25 protein-coding genes and 1 tRNA gene are annotated in these 24043 nt (G+C 67.3%); 13 read left to right on the top strand and 13 right to left on the bottom strand.

Annotated elements, in window-relative coordinates; all coding sequences use genetic code 11:
- Positions 1-79: 79 nt before the first annotated feature.
- The 7 genes from M1247_RS03990 to ponA2 all read right to left on the bottom strand — a co-directional run bounded on the left by M1247_RS03990 (position 80) and on the right by ponA2 (position 7296).
- Positions 80-153: transfer RNA gene (locus M1247_RS03990), tRNA-Pro, on the bottom strand.
- 140 nt (positions 154-293) lie between these two features.
- Entirely contained in the window at positions 294-557 is a 264-nt protein-coding gene (locus tag M1247_RS03995; RefSeq protein ID WP_317154942.1) for an SHOCT domain-containing protein, read from the bottom strand.
- An 85-nt stretch (positions 558-642) separates the two neighbouring features.
- Positions 643-1308: a response regulator transcription factor gene (locus M1247_RS04000; protein WP_317154943.1), complete on the bottom strand. Its 666-nt coding sequence runs from the start codon at positions 1306-1308 to the stop codon at positions 643-645.
- Positions 1305-2495: a sensor histidine kinase gene (locus M1247_RS04005; RefSeq protein ID WP_317154944.1), complete on the bottom strand. Its 1191-nt coding sequence runs from the start codon at positions 2493-2495 to the stop codon at positions 1305-1307. Before M1247_RS04005 ends, M1247_RS04000 begins: the two co-directional genes overlap by 4 nt.
- Positions 2496-2712: 217 nt before the next feature.
- Positions 2713-3819, bottom strand: a complete 1107-nt coding sequence (gene cds1, locus M1247_RS04010; protein ID WP_317154945.1) for an L-cysteine desulfhydrase Cds1 — start codon at positions 3817-3819, stop codon at positions 2713-2715.
- 13 nt (positions 3820-3832) lie between these two features.
- Positions 3833-4807 (bottom strand): metallophosphoesterase, encoded by a 975-nt coding sequence (locus M1247_RS04015; protein ID WP_317154946.1) that lies wholly within the window; start codon positions 4805-4807, stop codon positions 3833-3835.
- Positions 4808-4833: 26 nt separating this feature from the next.
- Entirely contained in the window at positions 4834-7296 is a 2463-nt protein-coding gene (gene ponA2 / locus M1247_RS04020) for a transglycosylase/D,D-transpeptidase PonA2 (RefSeq protein ID WP_317154947.1), read from the bottom strand.
- Between the two features lie 299 nt (positions 7297-7595).
- Between ponA2 and M1247_RS04025 the strand changes: the two genes are divergently transcribed.
- From M1247_RS04025 to M1247_RS04045, 5 genes are all read left to right on the top strand, one after another.
- Positions 7596-7949, top strand: coding sequence for a WhiB family transcriptional regulator (locus tag M1247_RS04025; RefSeq protein WP_410506806.1), 354 nt, complete (start codon positions 7596-7598; stop codon positions 7947-7949).
- Positions 7950-8024: 75 nt separating this feature from the next.
- A complete protein-coding gene (locus M1247_RS04030) occupies positions 8025-9650 on the top strand; it encodes a PucR family transcriptional regulator (protein ID WP_317154948.1) in 1626 nt (541 codons plus the stop codon).
- Between the two features lie 123 nt (positions 9651-9773).
- Complete coding sequence (locus M1247_RS04035) at positions 9774-11129, top strand: type III PLP-dependent enzyme domain-containing protein (protein WP_317154949.1); 1356 nt, start codon at positions 9774-9776, stop codon at positions 11127-11129.
- A gap of 42 nt (positions 11130-11171) precedes the next feature.
- On the top strand, positions 11172-12593 hold the full coding sequence (locus M1247_RS04040; protein WP_317154950.1) for an amino acid permease: 1422 nt from the start codon (positions 11172-11174) through the stop codon (positions 12591-12593).
- Positions 12590-13444: a serine hydrolase gene (locus M1247_RS04045; protein ID WP_317154951.1), complete on the top strand. Its 855-nt coding sequence runs from the start codon at positions 12590-12592 to the stop codon at positions 13442-13444. Before M1247_RS04040 ends, M1247_RS04045 begins: the two co-directional genes overlap by 4 nt.
- Here the strand turns inward: M1247_RS04045 and M1247_RS04050 are convergent.
- On the bottom strand, positions 13414-14544 hold the full coding sequence (locus M1247_RS04050; protein WP_317154952.1) for an ATPase BagB: 1131 nt from the start codon (positions 14542-14544) through the stop codon (positions 13414-13416). The genes M1247_RS04045 and M1247_RS04050 overlap by 31 nt on opposite strands.
- On the bottom strand, positions 14541-15575 hold the full coding sequence (locus M1247_RS04055) for an ATPase BagA (protein WP_317155027.1): 1035 nt from the start codon (positions 15573-15575) through the stop codon (positions 14541-14543). The genes M1247_RS04050 and M1247_RS04055 overlap by 4 nt, the downstream gene beginning before the upstream one ends.
- 44 nt (positions 15576-15619) lie before the next feature.
- Here M1247_RS04055 and M1247_RS04060 point away from each other — a divergent pair, with 44 nt between their 5' ends.
- The 3 genes from M1247_RS04060 to M1247_RS04070 are packed head-to-tail and all read left to right on the top strand — an operon-like array spanning position 15620 to position 17012.
- The gene (locus M1247_RS04060) at positions 15620-15781 is read left to right on the top strand and encodes a Sp36 family protein (protein ID WP_317154953.1); all 162 of its coding nucleotides are present in this window, start codon (positions 15620-15622) and stop codon (positions 15779-15781) included.
- On the top strand, positions 15778-16239 hold the full coding sequence (locus M1247_RS04065; RefSeq protein WP_317154954.1) for a RidA family protein: 462 nt from the start codon (positions 15778-15780) through the stop codon (positions 16237-16239). The genes M1247_RS04060 and M1247_RS04065 overlap by 4 nt, the downstream gene beginning before the upstream one ends.
- A complete protein-coding gene (locus M1247_RS04070; protein WP_317154955.1) occupies positions 16236-17012 on the top strand; it encodes an MBL fold metallo-hydrolase in 777 nt (258 codons plus the stop codon). Before M1247_RS04065 ends, M1247_RS04070 begins: the two co-directional genes overlap by 4 nt.
- An 89-nt stretch (positions 17013-17101) precedes the next feature.
- Here the strand turns inward: M1247_RS04070 and crp are convergent, their stop codons facing one another.
- Together crp and M1247_RS36520 are read right to left on the bottom strand one after the other, a co-directional pair.
- Positions 17102-17776, bottom strand: coding sequence for a cAMP-activated global transcriptional regulator CRP (crp, locus tag M1247_RS04075; protein ID WP_003883807.1), 675 nt, complete (start codon positions 17774-17776; stop codon positions 17102-17104).
- 87 nt (positions 17777-17863) lie between these two features.
- Entirely contained in the window at positions 17864-18121 is a 258-nt protein-coding gene (locus tag M1247_RS36520) for a hypothetical protein (protein ID WP_317155028.1), read from the bottom strand.
- A gap of 111 nt (positions 18122-18232) precedes the next feature.
- On the opposite strand from M1247_RS36520, the gene nth reads away from it, so the two are divergent.
- Genes nth through marP form a run of 4 tightly spaced genes read left to right on the top strand, consistent with a single transcriptional unit; the run spans position 18233 to position 21645 of the window.
- Positions 18233-19006, top strand: coding sequence for an endonuclease III (gene nth, locus M1247_RS04085; protein WP_458695187.1), 774 nt, complete (start codon positions 18233-18235; stop codon positions 19004-19006).
- 4 nt (positions 19007-19010) lie between these two features.
- Entirely contained in the window at positions 19011-19658 is a 648-nt protein-coding gene (locus M1247_RS04090) for a TlpA family protein disulfide reductase (protein ID WP_317154956.1), read from the top strand.
- A gap of 11 nt (positions 19659-19669) precedes the next feature.
- On the top strand, positions 19670-20461 hold the full coding sequence (locus tag M1247_RS04095; protein WP_317154957.1) for an NUDIX hydrolase: 792 nt from the start codon (positions 19670-19672) through the stop codon (positions 20459-20461).
- The gene (gene marP, locus M1247_RS04100) at positions 20458-21645 is read left to right on the top strand and encodes an acid resistance serine protease MarP (protein ID WP_317154958.1); all 1188 of its coding nucleotides are present in this window, start codon (positions 20458-20460) and stop codon (positions 21643-21645) included. Before M1247_RS04095 ends, marP begins: the two co-directional genes overlap by 4 nt.
- Positions 21646-21650: 5 nt before the next feature.
- On the opposite strand, the gene M1247_RS04105 is transcribed toward marP, so the two are convergent.
- Positions 21651-22595, bottom strand: coding sequence for an alpha/beta fold hydrolase (locus M1247_RS04105; protein WP_317154959.1), 945 nt, complete (start codon positions 22593-22595; stop codon positions 21651-21653).
- Positions 22595-23107, bottom strand: a complete 513-nt coding sequence (locus M1247_RS04110) for a phage holin family protein (protein WP_317154960.1) — start codon at positions 23105-23107, stop codon at positions 22595-22597. The genes M1247_RS04105 and M1247_RS04110 overlap by 1 nt, the downstream gene beginning before the upstream one ends.
- A 146-nt stretch (positions 23108-23253) precedes the next feature.
- Here M1247_RS04110 and M1247_RS04115 point away from each other — a divergent pair, with 146 nt between their 5' ends.
- Positions 23254-23949: a S1 family peptidase gene (locus tag M1247_RS04115; RefSeq protein WP_317154961.1), complete on the top strand. Its 696-nt coding sequence runs from the start codon at positions 23254-23256 to the stop codon at positions 23947-23949.
- Positions 23950-24043: the final 94 nt, after the last annotated feature.

Raw genomic sequence — 24043 nt, forward strand, 5'->3', positions numbered from 1 at the left:
ATTGACAGTCATATCGGGAAACGCAAGAAGGCCCCGACCTGGATCACCAGTCAGAGCCTTCTATCTGCGACTACGCGAGTCGGGGTGGCGGGATTCGAACCCACGACCTCTTCGTCCCGAACGAAGCACGCTACCAAGCTGCGCCACACCCCGCGTGAAGCCACGACAGCGTATCGCACCGCGGTGGTCGAAAGCCAAACGGTTACCCGCGCCGAGATCGACACCAGGGTCGTTGATCGCGGGCAATCGCGACCCTGGTGTTGATCTCGGCGAACATCGAGGAAAAAGCCGGCTCAGCGACGGGTCTCGCGCAGCACTGCCAGCCGGGCCCGGTACTCGGCCTCGTTGACCTCGCCCTTGGCGTAGGCGTCGCGCAGCGTGCGTTCGCCCTGGCGCCCGCGGAACCGGCGGACCAGGTACACCACGCCGACGATCACCAGCGTCCAGAACGTGATCGGGATGAGTACGAACCAGGGATTCCAGCCGTGGTCGGCGAAGCGTCCGCCGTGCTCGGCCAGGAAAGTGGTTGCGGTGGGGGTGATCTCGTAGATGTTCATGATCTCAAGCCTGCTGCCGCGGGGGCGCCGGAAGCATCGGCCCGCGGGCGGTGATCGCGCTACGTCACGTGGCGTAGCGGTGGCCTCAGCCCTGCCATCCCGGACGTACCAACCCGCTCTCGTAGGCCAGCACCACCAACTGTGTGCGGTCGCGGGCATTCAGCTTGGTCAGGATTCGGCTGACATGGGTGCGGGCGGTGGCCGGGCTCATGAACAGCCGTTCGCCGATCTCGGCATTGGTCAGCCCCTCGGCCACCAGCGTCATCACCTCCTGTTCCCGCGCGGTCAGCTCGTCGAGTGCGGGCGTGGTGGGCACCTTGGCCCTGGCGGCGAACTCGGCGACCAGCCGGCGCGTCACCGACGGTGACAGCAGCGCGTCGCCTGCGGCCACCACCCGCACCGCGCGCACCAACTCGGCAGGCTCGGTGTGCTTGACCAGGAATCCGCTGGCCCCGGCGCGCATCGCCTCGAACACGTACTCGTCGAGTTCGAATGTGGTCAGCACCACCACCCGCATCTCGGACAATGACGGGTCGGCGGCGATCGCGCCGGTCGCGGCCAGCCCGTCCATCTCGGGCATCCGGATGTCCATCAGCACCACATCGGGCCGCAACTGCCGGGCGGCGTCGAGCGCGCGGGTGCCGGTGTCGGCCTGCGCGACCACCTCGATCCCGTCCTGCGCGTCGAGCAATGCGGCGAAGCCTGCCCGCACCAGCGCTTGATCGTCGGCGATCACCACTCGAATCGTCATGGGCGGTCGTCACTTTCGTCCACGGGGAACGTCGCCCGGACACTGAAACCGCCGCCGGGCACCCGTCTGGCGGTGAACGACCCGCCCAGGGCGCGGGTGCGTTCACGCATGCCGGTGAGGCCGCTGCCGCCCGCGGACGGGCTGTCGTTCAACGGACGGGGCGAGCGGAGCGACGGGGGAAGCGGCCGGCCGTCGTTGTCGACTCCGACGGCCAGTTCACCGGGACCGTAGCTCAATTCCACCGCCGCAGTGCCCGCGGTGGAATGGCGCACCACATTGGTCAGCGATTCCTGCACGATGCGCGCGGCCGCGACGTCGATCACCGCGGGCAGCGGTCGCGCATCCCCGTGCACCGCGGTGGTCACGATCAGCCCGGTCGCGCGCGCCGGGGCGAGCAGGGCATCCAGGTCGGCGATGCCCGGTGTGGGCGCCGTGGGTTCGCCGCCTTCGGTGCGCAACGCGGCCACCAGGGAGTGCACATCGGTGATCGCCTGGCGGCTGGCATCTTTGATGGCTGCCAGCGCCGGACCTGCCCGCTGCGGCTGCTCGTCGAGCAGTTCCAGCGCCACCGCCGACTGCACATTGATCATCGACAGGCTGTGGGCGAGCACATCATGTAGTTCACGGGCGATGGCCAGCCGCGCCGCCGTCGCCTGGCGCTGCTGCTCGGAGCGCGCCTGCAGGGCCATCGCGTCGCGACGCTGGCGGCGCGCCTCCACCACCGAGTGGCGCTGCCGCAGCCCCTCGGCGATGGCGATCAACACCAACAACCACGAACCGAGGCCGGCGATCACTGCCAGCGGCGGCCCAGGCACCCCGCGCAGCCACGGCAGCAGCCATGCCACCGCCGACCAGCCGATGAGCGGTAACGGGTAGGTCCACCAGCGGGGACCGACAGTGGCGGCGCGCAGGAACGCCACCACCAGCGACAGGAACACCGGGCCAGGCCCGAACCCGGCCAACTGAAAGCTGACCGTGACGACCAGAACCACCAGCAGCACCGGGTACGGATAGCGGATGCGTGCCAACAGCGCCACCGGCCCGGCGATCAACAGCGCATAGCCGAACCAGTTCAGCGGCACCCAGTGTGGGTCGGGAACGCGGTGGCGCATGCCCGTGCTGCCGAACACCTGGATGGCCGCGACCACCAGCGGCACCAGCCACACCACCGGGCGGCGCAGGTCCATACCCGCAACCTAGTCCCGTCCGCATCACCCCGGCATCCGCGTAGCGGCGTACATCACGATCCGACCGGGGATGGATTCGGTATGTCGGGACGTTGTACACACTGACAAGCATCCGACGACTGGAGTACGACATGACCGCCTTGGGCGCCACGATCTATCTGGGCTTCTTCGCCCTGGCGGCGTTGTGGCTCTTCATGACGGCCGACGGCGCCGACGATCAGGACCAGCAGCCGGAGCGCTCGAACCCGGACAGCACCTCGGCCGGGCCGGAGGGGTCCAGCCCCTGGCTGGTCAGCCAGCCGTCGTCGAAGTAAGTGTCCTCGTAGCGGTCGCCGCTGTCGGCCAGCAACGTCACCACCGCACCGCTGCGTCCCCGCTCGATCATCTCGGCAAGTAGCCCGAACGCACCCCACAGATTGGTCCCCGTCGAGGGGCCGACCCGACGGCCCAGCACGCCGCTGACGTGGCGCGAGGCGGCGACGGAGGCGGCGTCGGGAACCACCACCATGCGGTCGACCACGCCGGGCAGAAACGACGGCTCCACCCGCGGGCGCCCGATGCCCTCGATGCGTGACGATGCCCCCGTGACGATGTCGTCGCGACCCTGGGCGTACGACGGGAAGAACGCCGAGTTCTCCGGGTCGACGACACACAGCTGGGTGGCGTGGCGCCGGTAGCGGATGAACCGGCCGATGGTGGCACTGGTGCCGCCGGTGCCCGCACCCACCACGATCCATTCCGGTACCGGGTGGGGCTCCATGCGCATCTGCTCGAAGATCGACTCGGCGATGTTGTTGTTGCCGCGCCAGTCGGTGGCGCGTTCGGCATTGGTGAACTGGTCCAGGTAATGACCACCGGTCGCCTCGGCCAGCCGCTGGGCCTCCGCATACACCTGGGATGATTCCGCGACGAAATGGCAACGGCCACCCTGTGATTCGATGAGCGCGATCTTCGAGGCGCTGGTCGACGACGGCATCACCGCGATGAACGGCAGACCGAGCAGCGCCGCGAAATACGCCTCGGACACCGCCGTCGAGCCCGAGGACGCCTCGATCACGGTGGTGTTCTCACCGATCCACCCGTTGCACAGCCCGTACAGGAACAACGACCGGGCCAACCGGTGCTTGAGGCTGCCGGTGATGTGGGTGGATTCGTCTTTGAGGTACAGCGCCACGTCGAACCGGTCGCTCCACTCCGTGGGCAGCGGGTATCGCAGCAGATGTGTGTCGGCGCTGCGTTTGGCGTCGGCCTCGATCAGTCGGACCGCGTTGTCGACCCACTGGCGCGGCTGGGTACGGGACGCGGTCGATGCCGTATCGGTCATCGGTGACCGGCGATCAATGCGCCGATACGGCCGGGGAGGACTGACCGGCCCTGGTGCCGGCATGGCCGCCGCCGGTGGGCGCGGCCACCAAAGTGAGCAGCGTGGCTTCCGGACGGCAGCAGAACCGCACCGGGGCGAACGGGGAGGTGCCGATACCTGCCGACACATGCAGTGCCATGCCGGCTCCCCAGCGCGACGCGCCCTTGGCCCGCGACCGGTCCAGCTCGCAGTTGGTCACGATCGCGCCGTAGAACGGCAGGCACAGCTGCCCGCCGTGGGTGTGCCCGGCCAGCACCAGTTGGTAGCGGTCGGCGGCGAACCGGTCGAGCACGCGCGGCTCGGGTGAATGGGTCAGCCCCAGCGTCAGGTTGGCCGCGGCGTTGGCCGGGCCCGCGATGGTGTCGTAGCGGTCCCGCTTGAGGTGCGGATCATCGACCCCGGCGGCCGAGATGTGCAGCCCGGCGACCTCCAGGTCGCGGTGGGTGTGGGTGAGATCCAGCCAGCCCCGCTCGGTGAACGCGGCCCGCAGGTCCTGCCAGGGCAGCGGTGCGCCGTGCTTGCGGTGCTGCGGCTTGGTGAGGTAGTTCACCGGGTTCTTCAGTTGCGGCGCGAAGTAGTCATTGCTGCCGAAGACGAACAACCCCGGCACCGCGAGCAGATCGGTGAGGGACTGCACGACGGCGGGCACTGCTTTCGGATGGGCCAGGTTGTCACCGGTGTTGACCACCAGGTCGGGTTCGAGCCGGGCCAGATCCCGCAGCCAGGCCTGCTTGCGGCGCTGGTTGGGCCGCATGTGCAGGTCGCTCAGATGCAGTACCCGCAACGGCGAGGAGCCCGGTGCCAGCACCGGCATGGTCGTTTCCCGCAGCACGAACGCGTTTCGTTCGATCAGGGACGCGTAACCGACCCCGGCCACCACGGAGCCTGCGGTGACCGCGGCTGCTTTCTTGGCTACCCCGGCGGTCTTGGCGAACGAGACGGCAGACATGTGTGCAGCCTACTGCCACGCGCCGATCACGGCGGCGGTGGCGGCGGTGGCGGCGGACCCAGCACGGGCACCGTGATCGGCGGCAACCCGGGGATCTCGACGACCGTCTGGCCGATTTCGGGCGGCGGACCGCCCGGCAGCGGAAACGCCACGGGCGGGGGCGGCGGCGGGGGAGCGATGCCGTTGCTGATCTGGATCGTGATGATCGAGCCGGGAATGGTCTGACCGCTGGGTGAGGTGCCCACGACGGTGCCGTACCTGGATGTGCTGTTGACCGAGTTGGACTGATCGGCGACCTGGAAGCCGGACTCGCGCAGCCGTTGCCGGGCGGCAGTCTCGTCCAGACCGGAGACGGTGGGCACGTGTGAACCCGGTCCGCCGTCGACATAGCGGGGATCGGTGGGCGGCAGGGCCACCGGACCGAAGTTGGTGGCCATCGGCTTCATCGCGGTGAACCAGGTGCGCGCGGGCTCATTGCCGCCGAACAGGTCGCCGTCCCCGCACTGGCGCAGCGGGAACGAGCACAGCTCACCGGGGCTCGACGAGTCGTCGTAGATGTAGTTGGCGGCGGCGTACTGATTGGTGAAGCCGAGGAACCCCGACGAGCGGTGCGCCTCGGTGGTGCCGGTCTTGCCCGACATCGGCAGATCCCAGCCCACCGATCCTGCCGAGCCGGCTGCGGTGCCCGAGGCCTGATCGTCCTTGCTCATCGCGTTGGCCAGGGTGTTCGCCAGGCCTTCGGGCACGGCCTGTTCGCAGGTCTCGGTGGTCACCGACACCTCCTGGCCGTCACGGTCGAGGACCTGCGCGATCGGGTTGGGCGGGCACCAGGTGCCGCCGGAGGCGAGGGTGGCCGCCACGTTGGACAGTTCCAACGGGTTGACCTCGATGGGTCCCAGCGTGAACGAACCGATGTTCTGCCGCTTGACGAAGTCGGCCAGGCTCTCGTTGCTCTCCGGGTCGTAGTCGCGCGCGGTGCCCGGCAGCGCGTAGGACCGCAGGCCCAGACGCACCGCCATGTCCACCGTGCGCTGCACACCGATCTGCGAGATGAGTTTGGCGAACGCGGTGTTCGGCGAGGTGGCCAGCGCGTCGGTGACGCTCAGCGAGCCGCGGTAGCCGCCGGCGTTCTGCACACACCAGGTGTCCTTGGGACATCCCTTGGCGCCGCCGCTGCCCAGACCCTTGGCTTCGAACCGGTTGGGCACCGACAGCTGGGTGTTGATGCCCATGCCCATGTCCATGGCCGCCGCCACCGTGAAGATCTTGAAAATCGACCCGGCGCCGTCACCGACGAGCGAGAACGGTTGCGGCTGCATCGTCTCGCCGGCATCGGTGTTCAACCCGTAGGTGCGGTTGCTGGCCATCGCGAGCACCGGGTGGGAATCCTTGCCCGGTCTGACCACACTCATCACGCTCGCGATGCCAGGGGTGTCCGGGCGGGCGATGCCGTCGATCGATGATTTGACCGTGCTCTGCACGTCGGGGTCCAGCGTCGTCTTGATCAGGTAGCCGCCCTTGGCGACCTGATCCTTGCTGAGGCCCGCCCGCGCCAGATATTCGAGTGCGTAGTCGCAGAAAAATGCCCGGTCGCCTGCGGCGATGCAGCCCCGCGGAAGTTCGTTGGGCTGCGGCAGGATGCCCAGCGGTTGCTGCTTGGCGGCCTGCAGTGCCTCGGCCTCCTGCGGGATGTTGTCGATCATGGTGTCCAACACGAGATTCCGGCGGGCCAGGGCGCCGTCAGGGTTGGTGTACGGGTTCAGGGCGCTCGTCGACTGCACCATGCCGGCCAACAATGCGGCCTGCTGCCAGTTCAGTTCGGAGGCGTTGATGCCGAAGTAGGTCTGCGCGGCGTCCTGGACGCCGTAGGCGCCGTTGCCGAACGACACCAGGTTCAGGTACCGGGTCAGGATCTCTGGCTTGGTGAACGTCTTGTCCAACGTGAGCGCCATGCGGATCTCACGGAGTTTGCGGGCCGGGGTGGTCTCGATCGCGGCGCGCCGCTCGGCGTCGGTCTGCGCGATCACCAGCAGCTGATAGTTCTTCACATACTGCTGTTCGAGGGTCGAACCGCCGCGGGTGTCGAGATCCCCGCGCATGTATCCGGCCAGGCCGGTCAGCGTGCCCTGCCAGTCCACACCGTTGTGCTCGGCAAACCGTTTGTCCTCGATCGACACGATCGCGAGTTTCATGGTGTTGGCGATCTGCTCGCTGGGCACCTCGAACCGGCGCTGCGAATACAACCACGCGATCGTGTTGCCTTTGGCGTCGACCATGGTCGACACCTGCGGCGCCTCGCCTTCCACCAGTGCGGTGGAGCCGTTGGCAACCACATCGGAGGCCCGGTTGGAGATCAGACCGAATCCACCGACGACCGGGAACATCAACGCGGCCGCGAGCACGCTGGCCAACAGGCAGCACCAGGCGAGCTTGATGACAGTGACCGCCCGTGGTGGCTGCGCGGGCGGTCGTGGCGGCTGCTCCGGCATGCGTACAGAGTAACGACGGCTGGGCTGGGGTTTCCCCACGAGCGCCGGGATCGCGACATCGCAATCTCTCTGCGGAAACAGCGCGGACGGGCGTTACCGGGGTCAGACGGCACGACCGTCCCAAAAAAGTGGCTTGCAAACTGTTGCGTAAATACCCTCTGACCACCTAGCTTGGACACACAGTGCGATCCAGGTAACACTGGCTCACGCAATGTGGCGTAGATCGCATCGGCGTTCTACACCGGAGGGCTCGCCGCACACCTTAATGGTTGTCGGCTGGAACGAAGGGATCGCTGGTGTTGGATACACGATCGGCCGCACACAGCACGGCAACAACCGCCTCAGCCCACACCCCGGCACACGGTGTTGAGGCAGAAGCGCGGATCGCATGGGTATCGCAGGCCCGATGCAGGCAAGCTGATCCCGACGAACTGTTCGTGCGAGGCGCCGCGCAGCGCAAAGCCGCGGTGATCTGCCGGCACTGCCCGGTGATCCTCGAGTGTGGGGCCGATGCTCTCGACAACCGTGTCGAGTTCGGCGTGTGGGGCGGAATGACCGAGCGTCAGCGCCGGGCACTGCTCAAGCAACATCCAGAAGTGATCTCCTGGGCGGAGTTCTTCGCCGCCCAGCGCAAACATCGCAGCGCTGTCTAGAGCCGCTGTCGGCGCGGGCGCACCGCCGTCGCGCGTTGTAGGGTATTCGGTTGTGGCACTTGACTATCGGCAACCGTGAGCGCCCCCAACTCTGTGCTACCGCTGTCTGCGCTCGTATCCGGGGCCGCGGGCATGCTGGTGCCGTTCCTGGCGGGCACCGAACCCGAGGGCGATCCGACGGTGCGCGACGTCGCCCTCCACGAACCCGGCACGCCCGCCGACTACAGCGGCACGATCGTGTTGGTGAACACCCGCATCGCGGATCGGTTCGCCCTCGGATCGTTGCTGGAGGAGGCGGGGACGGCCGCGGCCCTGGTTCTTCCCCCGGACGCGACGCGCGACGTATCGCTGTTGGGTGAGCACCAGACCCACCTGTTTCGACGTTCGCCATGGGTGGGATGGACCGAGCTCTTCGGGGTGCTGACCCGGCTGCTCGGCGCCGGTCGCATCGTCATGCCGGCCCCGCAGGTCGACAACCTGCAGGCGCTGGCCCGCTGGATCAGCGCCAGGAGCGGGGCGCCGGTGACGATCGAGGACCTGGATTCGCGGGTGCTGGCGTACGCGGTCGTCGGGCAGGACGTCGACGCCATCCGGAACCAGACCATTCTGCGCGGTGCGGTGCCCGCGTGGCGCGTCGAGCGGCTGATGGCGACGGGATTTCTGCCCGCGATCTGGCGGTCTGACGACGTCGTGGTGCGCAACGCCGAAGGTGACGACCCCGCACGCATGGTGGTGGCGCTGAAATCCGGCACCGAGACCCTCGGCACGATCTGGGCGGCGTTCGACGACGACACCGACCGCGAGGAACTGCGGGCGCTGCTCCTCCAGGTGCGCCAGACCGCCGCCGCCATGATGCTCCGCGAGGTCCACCGTGACCAGTACGAACGGCGACTTCAGGAGTCCGCGCTGGTCGACCTGCTCTCGCGTGGAGTTGATCCAGGGGTGCCTGCGTCGCTGCTCGGACTGCAACGCGATGCCAGACACACCGTGGTCGCGCTGGGAACGGATACGCCGTCGTCGCGCGCCCTGATGTTCCATGTCCAGGCGCTGCGCACCGGGGCGCGGACCGCGCAGGTGGGCACCGACCTGCTCGCTGTCGTACCACTGCGCGACGACGAGACCGACGAGGCGGATGTGGCAGGCCCGCTGAGGGCCGACCTGGCCCGGGTATCCGGTGACCGCCCTGGCCTGGTGGCGGTCGGTCCTGTCGTCCATTCCCTTTCGGGCCTGCGGCATTCCGCACAGGTCGCGGGGCAGATCCTCGACGCCGCTTCGCTGGACGATGCGGCACCTGACGATGCGGCACCGCAGCGCGGGCTCACGGTCCTCACGGCCGACGATGTGCCGGATGCGTTGACCCTGATCCTGGCTGCCGACCTCCTGGCCCCGATGGCGCACACCATCACCGAACCACTGGAGGTCCTGCGTCGGCACGACACCGATCACGGGACCTCGTTCGTCGACACCGTCGCGGCAGTTCTCGCACACCCGGGCAGTCTGGTCGCCGCGGCACGCCGGCTGGGGATCCACGCCAACTCACTGAGGTACCGGCTGGAGCGGATCGGCGCGGTCTCCGGAATCGACCTGCAGTCGACGCCGTCCCGGCTGCGGCTGGCGCTCGGTCTGCTGATGTGGGAGCGCCGGCGGGGCCGAACGACCGAACCCACCGTCGAATCCGACGAGAATCGTGGCCATCTCTAGTGCAATTCGTAGATACCTCGCGGATCTGCTGAGGTGGCTCTCCGAATCAGCAGAAGATCGCCGGTCAATTCCTCAGCAGCGGTGATTCTCACCGAGTGGTCCGGCTCCCTAGGGTTCATCTCTGTGACTGGTGGAACAACGTGCACTCGACAGGTCCTGCCCAGCGCCGACACGCTGCTGCGCCGCCGTGGAGAGGTCGTCGCCGGTGTCGCCCGACAAGGGTTCATCGACGACCTCCATCCGTTGTGCGGCATCATCGACCTGGACACGCTCGATGAGTTGATGCGTGCATTGATCGACGCGTACCCGCCGGACCTGCCTGCGCTGCACACCATTGCGGCGAAGGCGATCACTCTGCCCCCGGTCCTGAAACGGTTCGCGCAGGCGGGATTCGGCTGCGAGGTGGCCAGCCCGGGCGAGCTGGAACTGGCTCTGGCCGCGGGCTTTCCCGCGGACCGCATCGTTTTCGATTCCCCGGCCAAGACCGCGACGGAGATCCGCAGAGCGCTCGAGCTGGGCATCTCGTTCAACATCGACAACCTTGAGGAACTCGTGCGGGTCGACGAAGCGATCGCGCGGGTGGGGGACCACCGGTCGATCGTCGGCGTGCGGGTCAACCCGCAGACCGGGGCGGGTGCCATCGGTGCCATGAGCACCGCGACCACCACGTCCAAATTCGGTGTCGGGCTGGCTGATCAGCGTGGACAGCTCATCGACGCGTTCGTCTCCCGGCCGTGGCTGACCCAGCTGCATGTGCACAGTGGCTCCCAGGGGCTGAGCTTGAACCATGCCGCCGAGGGAGTTCGCCAGGTCGTGGAGCTGGCCCGGGAGATCACCGTCCGGACCGGCCGTACGCAACTGCGGCGAATCGACATCGGCGGCGGGCTCCCGGTCAACTTCGACTCGGACGACATCACCCCGACCTTCGCCGATCACCGTGCTGTCCTGGAAGCCATGGTGCCCGAATTATTTGACGGGACATATGTTCTGGTGACGGAGTTCGGCCGGGCGTTGACGGCAAAGGCCGGCACCATAGTGGCCCGGGTCGAATACACGAAGGTCACCGGTGGCCGGCCGATCGCCGTCACCCACGCGGGGGTGCAGGTCGCCACCCGCACGGTCTTCGCGCCGGACGCCTGGCCGTTGCGGGTCGACGTGTACGACCGCGCCGGAGCGCGCAGGCAGGACGAGCGGCGCATTCAGGACGTGGCAGGCCCCGCCTGCTTCACGGGTGACATGCTGGCCGTCGGTCGCGAACTGCCACGCATTCACCCCGGCGATCTGGTAGCGATACCGGAGACCGGCGGCTACTACTTCTCCAGCCACTTCTCGTACAACGCGCTCGGGCGGCCCGCCGTGTACACCATCGAAACCGATTCCGTCGGTGACCGGAGGTGGTCGCTGGCCCGTCGGGCACAATCACTCGACCAGATCCTCGCCGAGGCAGGCGAACGGTCTCTCGTGCCCCTGCCCGCTTGAATCTACTGTCCCCGCCAATCATTCATCGGATCGAGGTCTGACATGTCGTCATCCACTGAACCGCGCTCCGGTCTGGCCAGGTCGCTCAAGACGCGGCACATGACCATGATCGCCATCGGTGGCGCCATCGGTGCCGGGCTCTTCGTCGGCAGCGGCGCGGTCATCCAGACGGCAGGCCCCGCAGCCATAATCTCGTACTGCCTGGCCGGCGCCCTGGTGCTGTGCACGCTGCGGATGCTCGGCGAGATGGTGGTCGCCAAGCCCAAGGCGGGGTCGTTCGCCGACTACGCCCGGATCGGCATCGGCCCCTGGGCGGGGTTCACCATCGGCTGGTTGTACTGGTACTACTACGTGATCATCATCGCGGTCGAAGCGGTGGCCGGTGCGCAGATCCTGCACGTGTGGGTCGGGTTGCCGCTGTGGGTGATGGCCATGCTGCTGATGGCCGTGATGACCGTCGTCAACCTCATCTCCGTGAAGTGGTTCGGAGAGTTCGAGTTCTGGTTCGCGAGCATCAAGGTCGCGGCCATCGTCGCATTCATCATCCTCGGCGTGCTCTGGGTCGCCGGGGTGTGGCCCGGCGACACCGGCGGCCTGGGCAATCTCGTGGCCCATGGTGGCTTCGCCCCCAACGGATTCGGGTCGATCCTGAGCGCCGTCGTGGTGGTGATCTTCGCGTTCGGTGGAGCCGAGATCGTCACGATCGCCGCGGCGGAGAGCGCCGAGCCCGCCAAGTCGGTGGCCAAGGCCACCACCGGGGTCATCTGGCGGATCATCCTCTTCTACGTCGGCTCGATCTTCCTCGTCGTGTGCATCCTGCCGTGGAGTGACGGGTCGGTGCTGTCCAGCCCTTACGTTGCGGCCCTGGACAACCTGGGAATCCCCGGGGCCGGCATGATCATGAACTTCGTCATCCTCACCGCTGTTCTTTCGGTGCTGAACTCCTCCATCTACACGTCCTCACGCATCCTGCGGGTCCTCGCATCGCACGGTGACGCACCCGATTGGCTCGTGCGGACCGATAGCCGCGGGGTACCCGCACGGGCGGTCCTCGCCAGCACGGCGGTCGGTTGGATCTCGGTGGGGCTCGCCTACATCGCCCCCGATTCCCTGTTCCTGTTCCTGGTGAATTCCTCTGGCGTGGTGGCGATCTTCATGTATGTGATGATCGCCGTCTCGGAGTTGCGGGTGCGCCGCGCGATCGAACGCGAAGACCCGTCCCGGTTGACCCTGCGGATGTGGTTCTTCCCGTATCTGACCGTGGCGGTCATCGCGGCGTTCGCGATTGTGCTGATAGCCATGGTCTTCAGTGCCGATCAGCGGGTGCAGTTGATCGCGAGCGTGATGAGCCTGATCGTTGTCCTCATCGCCTACGTGCTGCGTAAGCGGTACGGGAAGGTGCCGGTCGACACAGAAGTCGACACCGAGGTCAACACCGTGGCTGACAGAGCACTCGACTCGTGAATCCTTTCGCCCAGGCACCGTCGTGGCTCCCCGACGCGGCCACGATGTCGGCCCGTGTCACGGACCTGACCACCGGCGAGATTGTCTGGGAACATGATTCGTCGCGGGTGCTCAAGACCGCGAGCGTGGGCAAGGTCTTCCTGCTGGCCGAGGTGGCGCGGCGATTCGAGGACGGGACATTGGATCCGGACGAGGTCATCACCGCCGTCCCCGAAGACCGGGTGGCCGACTCGGGGATCCTCTACCTGCTGCGCCGGCAGGACCAGCGCGTCGAAGACCTCTGCCTGCTGATCGGGGCGGTCAGCGACAACATGGCGACCAACGTGCTCCTTCGCCGGCTCGGGCTCGATGTCGTGCAACGCGCGACCAGTGACCTCGGGTTCACCGAGAGCGGACTTCGCGACATGGTCCGGCTGAACCGTCCCGAAGATGATCCGCTGACCCTGTCGGTGGGTAATGCCGCGGAACTGTGCGCATTCATCGCCCGTCTCGACGCCGGCGACATCCACAGCGGTGCCGTCTCGCAGCGGGTGCGGCGCTGGCTCGGTGTCAACGCCGACTTGTCAATGGTGGCACAGTCTTTCGGCCTCGACCCCTTGGCTCACACCGGCGCCGACCACGGCTTCGAGCTGTGGAACAAGACCGGAACCATATCCGATGCCAGGATCGACATCGGCTGCGTGGGAAGTACTGTCAGCGGCCGCAGGATCGCTTACGCCGTCCTGGTCAACTGGCCGTGGGGACAGGACCATCGTGACCCCGTGCTGGCGGCCATGCAGCGCATCGGCCTGCAGGTCCGTCGGTACCTCGAGGACGGCGCTCAGACGGGTTCGGCGACGCCGGTGATCTGATCGGCGATCGCCCGCAGCGCTTCCAGATCTGATACGTCGAACGGCAACGACGGCACTCCGACTATCGCGACGTGCGGATTGGCCCCGGTGAACCGGGACAGCAGGCGCACTTCACGTTTCGCGGTCTGTGCGCGTTCGGCATGGATCCGCAGGACCGCCGCGGTCAACGATTCCGGATCGTCTGCGGCCAACGTGTCGGCGGCTTCCTCGGTTTTTTCGGCATGCAGTTCGCACAGCGTCGGATGCGTGCGGTTCAGGATGAGCCCCGCCAACGGCATCCGCTCGCGTGAAAGCCGGTCGACGAAGAACGATGCCTCGCGCAGTGCGTCCGGCTCGGCCGCAGACACCACCACGAACTGGGTGCCGCGCCGCTTCAGCAGCTCGTAGGTGCGGTCGGCCTTCTCCCGGAATCCGCCGAAGGTGGCGTCCAGTGATTGGACGAAACCTGCTGCATCAGAAAGCATCTGCGAACCCAGCACGGTGGACAGCGCCTTCATGGCCAGGCCCACTGCGCCGGTCACCAGGCGCCCGATACCGCGCCCCGGTGCCAGCAGCATCCGCCACAGCCTGCTGTCCATGAAGCTGCCCAACCGCTTGGGCGCATCGAGGAAGTCCAGCGCGTTGCGGGACGGCGGCGTGTCCACCACCACCAGATCCCATTTGTCCTCGGCCAGCAGCTGACCGAGTTTCTCCATCGCCATGTACTCCTGTGTGCCGGCCAGTGAGGTGGCCACAGTTTGGTAAAACTGGTTCTCCAGAATCGAATCCGCGCGGTCCGGCCCGGAGTACTGGAGCACCATCTCGTCGAACGTGCGGCGCATGTCCAACATCATGGCGTGCAGTTCACCGCTCACCTCGGGTGCCAGCGGGACCCGCTGCGGGGTGTTGCCCAGATCTTTGATACCGAGCGCCTGGGCCAGCCGCTTGGCTGGATCGATGGTGAGGACCACGACCGTGCGCCCGTACTCGGCGGCGCGCAGCGCCATCGCGGCGGCGGTGGTGGTCTTGCCGACACCGCCTGCACCACAGCACACTACGACGCGGTTGCTGGTGTCGGACAGGATCGTGTGCATGTCAAGGGCGGGCGGTGTGGTGCTCATCTGACTCCCTGTTGGGCGAGTGCTTCGGCAAGTTCATAGAGGCTGCCGAGATCCACACCGTCGGTCAGTGCGGGCAGTTCCAGGCGGGGCACGTCGAGAGCATCGAGCATCTCGGCGCTTTCGGCGCGGGCCGCGATCCGGGTGGCGTGTTGGATGGTCTCGGTGAGAAGTCCGGCGAAATCGCTGTCGGGCAACGTGATTCCGGTTTTGGCCAGGTCGGCGCGAACCTGGTCGGCGTCGATGGCGCCGTCGGTGGCCTTGGCCAGCTCGTCCGGGGACAGATACGCCGGGATGTTGCGGTTGACGATGACGCTGCCGATCGGCAGTCCCATCGCGGTCAGCTCGTCGATGGCCTCGAGGGTTTCCTGGATCGGCAGCGCCTCCAGCAGCGTCACCAGGTGGATGGCGGTCTGCTCGGAATGCAGCAGCTTGACCACCCCATCGGCCTGCGAATGCACCGGGCCGCCCTTGGCCAGATCCGATACCGCCTTGGTGACGTCGAGGAACCGGGGGATGCGCCCGGTGGGCGGGGAATCGACCACCACCGCGTCGTACGCGGTGCGCTTGTCCCGCTTGCCTTCCTTCGTGCCGCGCACCACGATCTCTTTGATCTTGCCCGTCAGCAGCACATCGCGCAGGCCGGGAGCGATGGTCGTGGCGAACTCGATGGCGCCGATGCGTCGCATCGCCCGGCCGGCCAGGCCGAGGTTGTAGAACATGTCCAGGTATTCCAGGAACGCGGCCTCGATGTCGATGGCCAGCGCGTTGACCTGCCCGCCGCCGTCGGCGGTGGCAACCTTGACCTCCTCGTACGGCAGCGGTGGAACGTCGAACAGCTGCGCGATGCCTTGACGTTCCTCGACTTCGACCAACAGCACCCTGCGGCCCCCCGCGGCCAACGCCAGGGCCAGCGCCGCGGCGATGGTCGATTTGCCGGTGCCACCCTTGCCGGTGACGAAGTGCAGTCGCGCTTTTGTGAGGCGCGACGGCCAACCGACCGGTTTGACGCCGCTTTCTGTGGTTGCCACCAGTGCATGCTAACCAAGGGCGGTCGCCCTACCGATAGGCTCAGCACATGACCGAACCGACCCGGTGGGAGTACGCGACGGTGCCGTTGCTGACGCACGCCACAAAACAGATCCTTGACCAGTGGGGCCACGACGGCTGGGAGCTCGTGTCCGTGCTCCCCGGCCCGACCGGTGAACAGCACGTCGCCTACCTGAAGCGGCCGAAGTGACCGCCCCCGCCTCGGCCAGGCTCGCCGAACTCGGTATCGAACTGCCCGCGGTGGTCGCGCCGCTGGCCGCCTACGTGCCCGCCGTGCAGAGCGGCAACATGGTCTACACCTCGGGCCAGTTGCCCATCGAGGCCGGCGAGCTGGCCCAGACGGGCAAGGTCGGCGCCGAGGTGAGCCCGGAGGAAGCCAAGGCACTGGCCCGGATCTGCGCACTCAATGCGTTGGCCGCCGTGCATGCACTGGTGGGCATCGACGCCGTGGTCAAGGTGGTCAAGGTGGTCGGATTCGTGGCCTCCGCACCTGGTTTCAGCGGCCAGCCCGGCGTCATCAACGGTGCCTCCGAATTCCTGGGTGAGGTATTCGGTGACGCCGGTGCCCATGCCCGCTCCGCGGTAGGCGTTTTCGAGCTGCCGCGCAACACGCCCGTCGAGGTGGAGATCATCGTCGAGGTCGCGTGACGTTGGAGCACCCGGCCTACGGGCTGCTGAGGCCGGTCACCCCGTCGGCTTCGGTGCTCCTCTGCGACAACCCCGGGCTGATGACCCTGGAGGGCACCAACACCTGGGTGCTGCGCGGCCAGGGCAGCGACGAGGTGGTGATCGTCGATCCCGGCCCGGACGACGACGATCACATCGGCCGTATCGCCGAACTCGGCCGCGTGGCGCTGGTGTTGATCAGCCACAAGCACGAAGACCACACCGGGGGCATCGACAAATTGGTCGATGCCACCGGGGCGGTCGTGCGGGCGGTCGGGAGCGGGTTCCTGCGGGGCCTCGGCGGCCCGCTGACCGACGGTGAGGTGATCGACGCGGCGGGCCTGCGGATCACCGTGATGGCCACCCCGGGCCACACTGTGGACTCGCTGGCGTTCGTGCTCGACGATGCCGTGCTGACCGCCGACACCGTGCTGGGGCGTGGCACCACCGTCATCGACACCGAGGACGGCAGCCTGCGCGACTATCTGGACTCACTGCGCCGGCTGCAGGGTCTCGGGCCCCGCACGGTGCTGCCCGGGCACGGGCCGGACCTCGGCAGCCTCGAAGACGTCACCACGATGTACCTCGCACACCGCGAGGAGCGGCTCAACCAGGTACGGGATGCGTTGCGGGCGCTCGGCGAGGACGCCACCGCACGGCAGATCGTCGAACACGTCTACACCGACGTCGACGAGTCGTTGTGGGATGCCGCCGAATGGAGCGTCCAAGCTCAGCTCGACTACCTACGGGCTTGACACCTCGCCGAAACCGCATTCCAGCAGGTGACTACTCGCACTTTCGCTGCTGGAATGCCGTTTCGCGGGGTTCGGGGGGTTCGCGAGAGCTAGCGGGCGCGCCTTGCGAGACGCTCGCTGTCGGAGATCAGCACACTCTTGCCCTCCAGGCGGATCCAGCCGCGATGCGCGAAATCGGCCAGTGCCTTGTTCACGGTCTCGCGCGAGGCGCCGACCAGCTGGGCGATCTCCTCCTGCGTGAGGTCGTGGGTGACGCGGAGCGCCCCGCCCTCCTGCGTGCCGAACCGCTGGGCCAGCTGCAGCAGCTGCTTGGCGACACGGCCGGGCACGTCGGTGAAGATGAGGTCGGCCAGGTTGTTGTTCGTGCGGCGCAGCCGTCGGGCCAGCACCCGCAGCAGCTGCTCGGCGATCTCGGGGCGGTCGGCGATCCACGCCCGCAGCGCGTCGCGATCCATCGACACCGCGCGCACCTCGGTGATGGTGGTGGCGCTCGACGTCCGCGGGCCCGGGTCGAAGATCGACAGCTCACCGAACATGTCCGACGGGCCCATGATGGTCAGCAGGTTCTCCCTGCCGTCCGGCGACCGACGGCCGATCTTCACCTTCCCGGAGATGATGATGTAAAGCCGATCGCCCGGCTCACCCTCGGCGAACACGGTGTGTCCGCGCGGGAAGTCGACGGGCTGCAACTGCTTGGTCAGCGCCGATACGGCGGTGGGTTCGACTCCCTGGAAGATTCCGGCCCTGGCCAGGATCTCGTCCACGTTGCCCCTCTTAAGCTATTTGGTGGTGTGACCTCTTACTGATAACCGTGACCAGTCTAGAGGTACGCGGTTCGCGACTAGCCCACGCTACACACGATTGGCCTGGCGAGTCGCCTGAAATTCAGGATTTGTGCCGGTCTGCGTGCACAGCCGCGTTGGCAAACGCTCACTTTCGAGGTCGCCGGTCAGTGTCTCGATCATCAGTGGCCGCGTGTTGGCGCGTCGCTGCGGACGGTCTGCGGTGGTGGACGTGGCGGCGGACGGGGCGGGCTCGTCGGCGAGCCACCTTTCGAGCCGCCCGAGCCCGACGGTCGCCAGCATCAGCAACCCGGGGATGAGCGCCACCAGCAACCAAGACACAAGGCTGAAGTAAACACGCCGTAGGTCTCAGCAGGATCACGAATTGTCACCGGTCCGCTCCCTGTCGTGTCGGCCGGTGTCAGTACGCTGACAGGCGTGAGCGCGGGTGTCGCCCGAACAGGGAAAACAGCGCGGCCCAAGAAGTGGGACGCGGAAACGCACATCGGCCTGGTCCGTCGGGCCCGGCGGATGAATCGGACGCTGGCCCAGGCATTTCCACACGTGTACTGCGAGCTGGACTTCACCAACCCCCTCGAGCTGGCGGTGGCCACCATCTTGTCCGCGCAGAGCACCGACAAGCGCGTCAACCTGACCACGCCCGCCCTGTTCAAGAAGTACCGGACCGCCTTGGATTACGCGCAGGCCGATCGCACCGAGCTCGAAGAATTGATTCGTCCGACGGGCTTCTACCGGAACAAGACCACCTCGCTGATCCGGTTGGGGCAGGAGTTGGTGGAGCGGTTCGACGGACGGGTGCCCGACACCATGGCGGATCTCGTGACGTTGCCCGGCGTCGGCCGCAAGACCGCCAACGTCATCCTCGGCAATGCCTTCGACATCCCGGGTATCACCGTCGACACCCACTTCGGACGGTTGGTCCGCCGGTGGCGCTGGACGGCCGAGGAAGATCCGGTGAAAGTCGAGCATGTCGTCGGCGAGCTCATCGAGCGCAGTGAGTGGACGCTGCTGAGCCACCGGGTGATCTTCCACGGCAGACGCGTCTGCCATGCCCGCAAACCTGCGTGCGGGGTGTGTGTGCTGGCCAAGGACTGCCCGTCGTTCGGCCTCGGACCCACTGATCCGCCGACCGCTGCAGCGCTGGTCAAAGGACCCGAGACGGAGCATCTGCTGGCGCTGGCCGGACTCTGAGCCGATGAATTGGGGTACCCGGTGGACGATTGTGGTGCTCGTCGTGCTGGTGGCACTGGGCACGGCGTTCTGGCTGGAGCTGCGCGACGACGCCGCCCCGGCGGGGCAGACCCCGTCCGCCACCGCACGCGACCACCGCGACGCCGACACCTCTGAGGCGCTCGCCGGTCCCCGTGCCCGCGCCCACCTGTCGCCGTGTCCGGGCCCCGGGTCCGGCGCCGGTCCGGAGGCACTGCGCGGCATCACGGTCGAATGCGCCGGTGACGGCGAGCCGGTGGAGGTGGCCGCCGCACTGGCCGGACGTCCGGTGGTGCTCAATCTGTGGGCATACTGGTGCGGGCCCTGCGCCGATGAACTGCCCGCGATGGCCGAGTATCAACGGCGGGTCGGGTCCGATGCGCTCGTGGTGACCGTGCACCAGGACGAGAACGAGGCCGCCGGATTGCTGCGGCTCGCCGATCTCGGGGTTCGGCTGCCGACGCTGCAGGATGGTCGACGGCTCATCGCAGCCGCGCTGCGCGTGCCGAATGTGATGCCTGCGACAGTGGTGCTGCGTGCGGACGGTACCGTTGCCGAAATCCTGCCCCGATCCTTCGCCGACGCGGACGAGATCGCCGCGGCGGTCGACCCGTTGATCCGCCCGACCAGATAGGAGTACCGGGGGTGAGTTCGAAGCACGACGGGCTTACTCCCGACGTTGCCCCGGCCTGGCTCAAACCACTGGTGGACAACCTCGCCGGCGTGCCGCATGCGTATCGGCGCCGGGTGCCACCGGAGGTGCTGGCCTCGATCGTCGAGGCGAACAACCAAGCCGTGCAGGCAGGCGCGCGACGCGATGCCGCGGTGCTGGTCCTGTTCTCCGGACCGCCTGATGCTCCGGCAGGCGCACTGCCCGACGACGCGGATCTGCTCGTCACCGTTCGGGCGTCGACGCTGCGCCACCACGCCGGTCAGGCCGCATTTCCCGGCGGCGCCACCGATCCCGGCGACGACGGCCCGGTGTCCACGGCGTTCCGGGAAGCGACCGAGGAGACCGGGATCGACACCACGCGCCTGTACCCGCTGGCCACCCTCGAGCGGATGTTCATCCCGCCGTCGGGGTTCCACGTGGTGCCGGTGCTCGCCTACTCGCCCGATCCGGGCCCGGTGGCGGTGGTCGACGAGTCCGAAACGGCGATCGTGGCGCGGGTGCCGGTGCGTGCCTTCACCAATCCGGAAAACCGCCTCATGGTCTACCGCGAGGCGAATACCAGCCGTTTTGCCGGTCCGGCGTTCTTACTTAACCAAATGCTGGTGTGGGGCTTCACCGGCCAGGTCATCGCCGCGATGCTCGATGTCGCGGGGTGGACCAAGCCATGGAACACCGACGACGTCCGAGAACTCGACGAGGCAATGACGCTAGTCGGGCATGAGAACGGCTACGGTGAAGCCCACCGTTGGACTGGAAATAAATGACACTTTCGCTCTGGCTTGATCTGGCGGTCATCGCCATCGCATTCGTCGCCGCCATTTCGGGTTGGCGGTCGGGAGCGCTCGGCTCGCTGATGTCGTTCATCGGCGTGGTGCTCGGCGCGGTGGCGGGCGTGCTGCTGTCGCCGCACGTCGTCGGCTACATCAGCGGCCCCCGCACCAAGCTGTTCGCCGCCCTGTTCCTGATCCTGGCATTGGTGGTGATCGGTGAGATCGCCGGCGTCGTGCTGGGCCGGGCGGTACGCGGCGCGATCCGCAACCGTGGCCTGCGTCTGATCGACTCGGTGATCGGCGTTGCACTGCAGTTGGTCGCGATTCTGGTTGCAGCGTGGTTGTTGGCCACGCCGCTGACTTCCTCGGACCAACCCAACCTCGCTGCGGCGGTGAAGGGCTCACGGGTGCTCTCCGAGGTGGACAACCTCGCGCCGAGTTGGCTGAAGTCGGTGCCGAAGCGGTTGTCGAGCCTGCTTGACAACTCGGGGCTACCCGACGTGCTGGAGCCGTTCGGCCGCACCCCCATCGTCAACGTCGACGCCCCCGACGCCGCACTGGCCAACGACGCGGTGGTGGCCGCCACGAAACCGAGTGTGGTCAAGATCCGCGGCATCGCGCCGAGCTGCCAGAAAGTGTTGGAGGGGAGCGGGTTCGTGGTCGCACCCAATCGGGTGATGTCCAACGCTCACGTGGTCGCCGGGGCAGACAGTGTCACGATCGAGGTGGACGGGACCACCTACGACGCCAGCGTGGTGTCCTACGATCCCAATGCCGACATCTCCATCCTCGATGTGCCGGATCTGCCGTCGGCCCCGCTGTCATTTGCCGACGCGCCGGCGCCCCAGGGCACCGATGCGGTGGTGATGGGCTATCCGGGCGGTGGCGACTTCCTGGCCACGCCCGCGCGGGTGCGCGAGATCATCGAACTCAACGGCCCGGACATCTACCGGACCACGACCGTCACCCGTGAGGTGTACACGGTTCGGGGCACAGTGCGGCAAGGCAATTCGGGCGGACCGATGATCAACCGCAGCGGCAAGGTGCTGGGCGTGGTGTTCGGTGCCGCGGTCGACGACGTCGACACCGGATTCGTGCTGACCGCCAAGGAAGTGGAGCGTCAGCTCGCCAAGATCGGCAACACCCAGCGGGTCGCCACCGGCACCTGCATTTCCTAGGACCGCTACGGGTAGAGCTGCGCCAGGTATCGCCGCAGCTGCTCGTTGACCTCGTCGGGCGCTTCTTCGTGGCCGAAATGCCCTGCGTCGGCGATGGATACGTATCTGCCATGCGGGGCATAGCGCTGGGTGCGGTACACCGGATCGGCCAGCACGTACGGATCGGCGTCGCCGCGCAGGTGCAGCACCGGCACGCTGATGGGGCGCTTCATCGACCGCATGAATCGCCTGCCCTCACTGCGTAGTTGACTGCGGACCGCCCACCGCTGGTACTCCAGTGCCGAATGGGCGGCGCCGGGAATCTGGATGGCTTGGCGCAGGTGGTGCATGGTTTCGGAGAAGTCCGCCGTGCCTTGCCATGCGGCGCCCGCGCGGCTGCGGACCAGGAGCTCGAGCTCGTCGGCGTGATGGCGGGTCAGGGTCCGCTCGGGCCACAACGGCACCTGGTACCGCAGCATCCACGGCAACAAGGCCCGGCCCTGGTCGCGGCGGGTGAGCGTGGAGGTACGCAACGCGACCGGATGCGGTGAGCTGACCACCGCGATCGCCCGCACCGCCCGGGGGTGCAGCACCGCGGTGGCCCAGCACACCAGGCCGCCGTCGGCATGGCCGACCAGCGTTGCGGTCTTGTGGCCCAGTGCCCGAACCAGTCCTGCGGTGTCACCGGCCAGCGTCCAGCCGTCATAGCCACGGGGTGGTTTGTCGCTACCGCCGTACCCGCGCAGATCAACGGCGACGACGCGGGCCCCCTGCAGTCCTGCGAGCTGGTGGCGCCATGACCACCAGAAGCTGCCGAATCCGTGCAGCAGGATCACCAGCGGCCGATCGGCGACCGGAGTCGTCCCGATGGATTCGGCCTCGACGACCTGGAAGCGAATACCGTTGGCGTGCACCTGCAGATGTCGCCATGGTCCGTCGATCCGGGTGACCGACGGATCAGGTGGGGGCACTACCAGCCTGACGGGTCTGCGGTGGCCTGCTTGGTCGGTGCGGCCGTCAGCGCGGCGCTCTTGTCATGACCTGGCGTGAGCGCCTCACGGGTTTCCTTCACCGACTCGATGGTCTGTCGCGGTCCACGGATACGGCGCACCTTGAGGTAGCCCAGCAGCGCCAGCCCCGCGGTGACCAGCACCATGACCCCGAACACGATGAGGAACGCCACCCAGCGCCATAGCCAGGTGTCCAACAGTTCGGCGACGAAGAAGAAGAAAAAGAACGTCGAATAGAACAGCACCACGAGCGCCGCGATGAAGAACACGCTGCCCGTCAGGCCTTTTTTGACGTCGCGCGTGATCTCGGCCTTGGCGAGTTCCACCTCGGCGCGCACGAGTGTGGACACCTGCGCCGTGGCGTCTTTGACCAGCTCCCCGATCGACGGGTCCGGCTTCGGCGCGTGTGGATCCACCAGTGGAATCGAGGTCACCGTGGCCGGAACTCCGTTCCTGCGGTCACCATTGCTCACAGCAGCTTCCTCCCCGCATCGGATGCGTGTTTGGCGTTCATGTTGCCATGTGCTGGCGCGGTAAACGATCCCGGCCGACATCTGGTCAGTAGACTCCACCCGTATTCATTGGGTTGCGCGGGTCGGGCGCGTCGATTGGGGGAAACTTGGCGACCAGGCACCGCTGGCAGCTTTTCATCTGGGCACCGATCGTCGCACTGGTCGCGTTGCTGGCGCCCGCCGCCGCTCATGCGGCCGGTCCGGTCGCGCTCGGCGGCGGATCGGGCATCGTCGTCAACGGCGAAGCATTCTGCACGTTGACCACGATCGGCCACGACAACCAGGGCCGCCTGATCGGCTTCACCTCGGCGCACTGCGGTGGTCCCGGCGCCGTGGTCTCGGCCGAGGGCGCGAACGACGCCGGAGTGGTGGGCAAGATGGTGGCAGGCAACGATCTGCTCGACTATGCGGTGATCGAGTTCGATCCGCAGAAGGTCACCCCGACCAACACCGTCAACGGTTTCCTGATCGACGGTCTCGGCCCGGACCCGGTGTTCGGCGAGATCGCCTGCAAGCTCGGCCGGACCACCGGCTACTCGTGCGGGGTGACCTGGGGCCCCGGGCAGGAGCCGGGCACGATCGTCAATCAGGTGTGCGGCCAGCCCGGCGATTCCGGCGCGCCGGTGACCGTCAACAACAAGCTGGTCGGCATGATCCACGGCGCTTACACCGAGGACCTGCCGACCTGTGTGGTCAAATTCGTGCCGCTGCACACCCCGGCCGTCACGATGTCGTTCAACACCCAGCTGGCCGACATCACCGCCAAGAACCGACCGGGAACGGGTTACGTCCCGATCGGTTGACGTCCCTCCCGTGCTTGCATCCCGCGGAACTGCATTCCGGGTCGCTAAACCACGCGTTTACCGACTCGGAATGCAGTTCCGCGGGGGAGGCGGG

This window comes from Mycobacterium appelbergii (assembly GCF_032883035.1).
Lineage (GTDB): Bacteria > Actinomycetota > Actinomycetes > Mycobacteriales > Mycobacteriaceae > Mycobacterium > Mycobacterium appelbergii.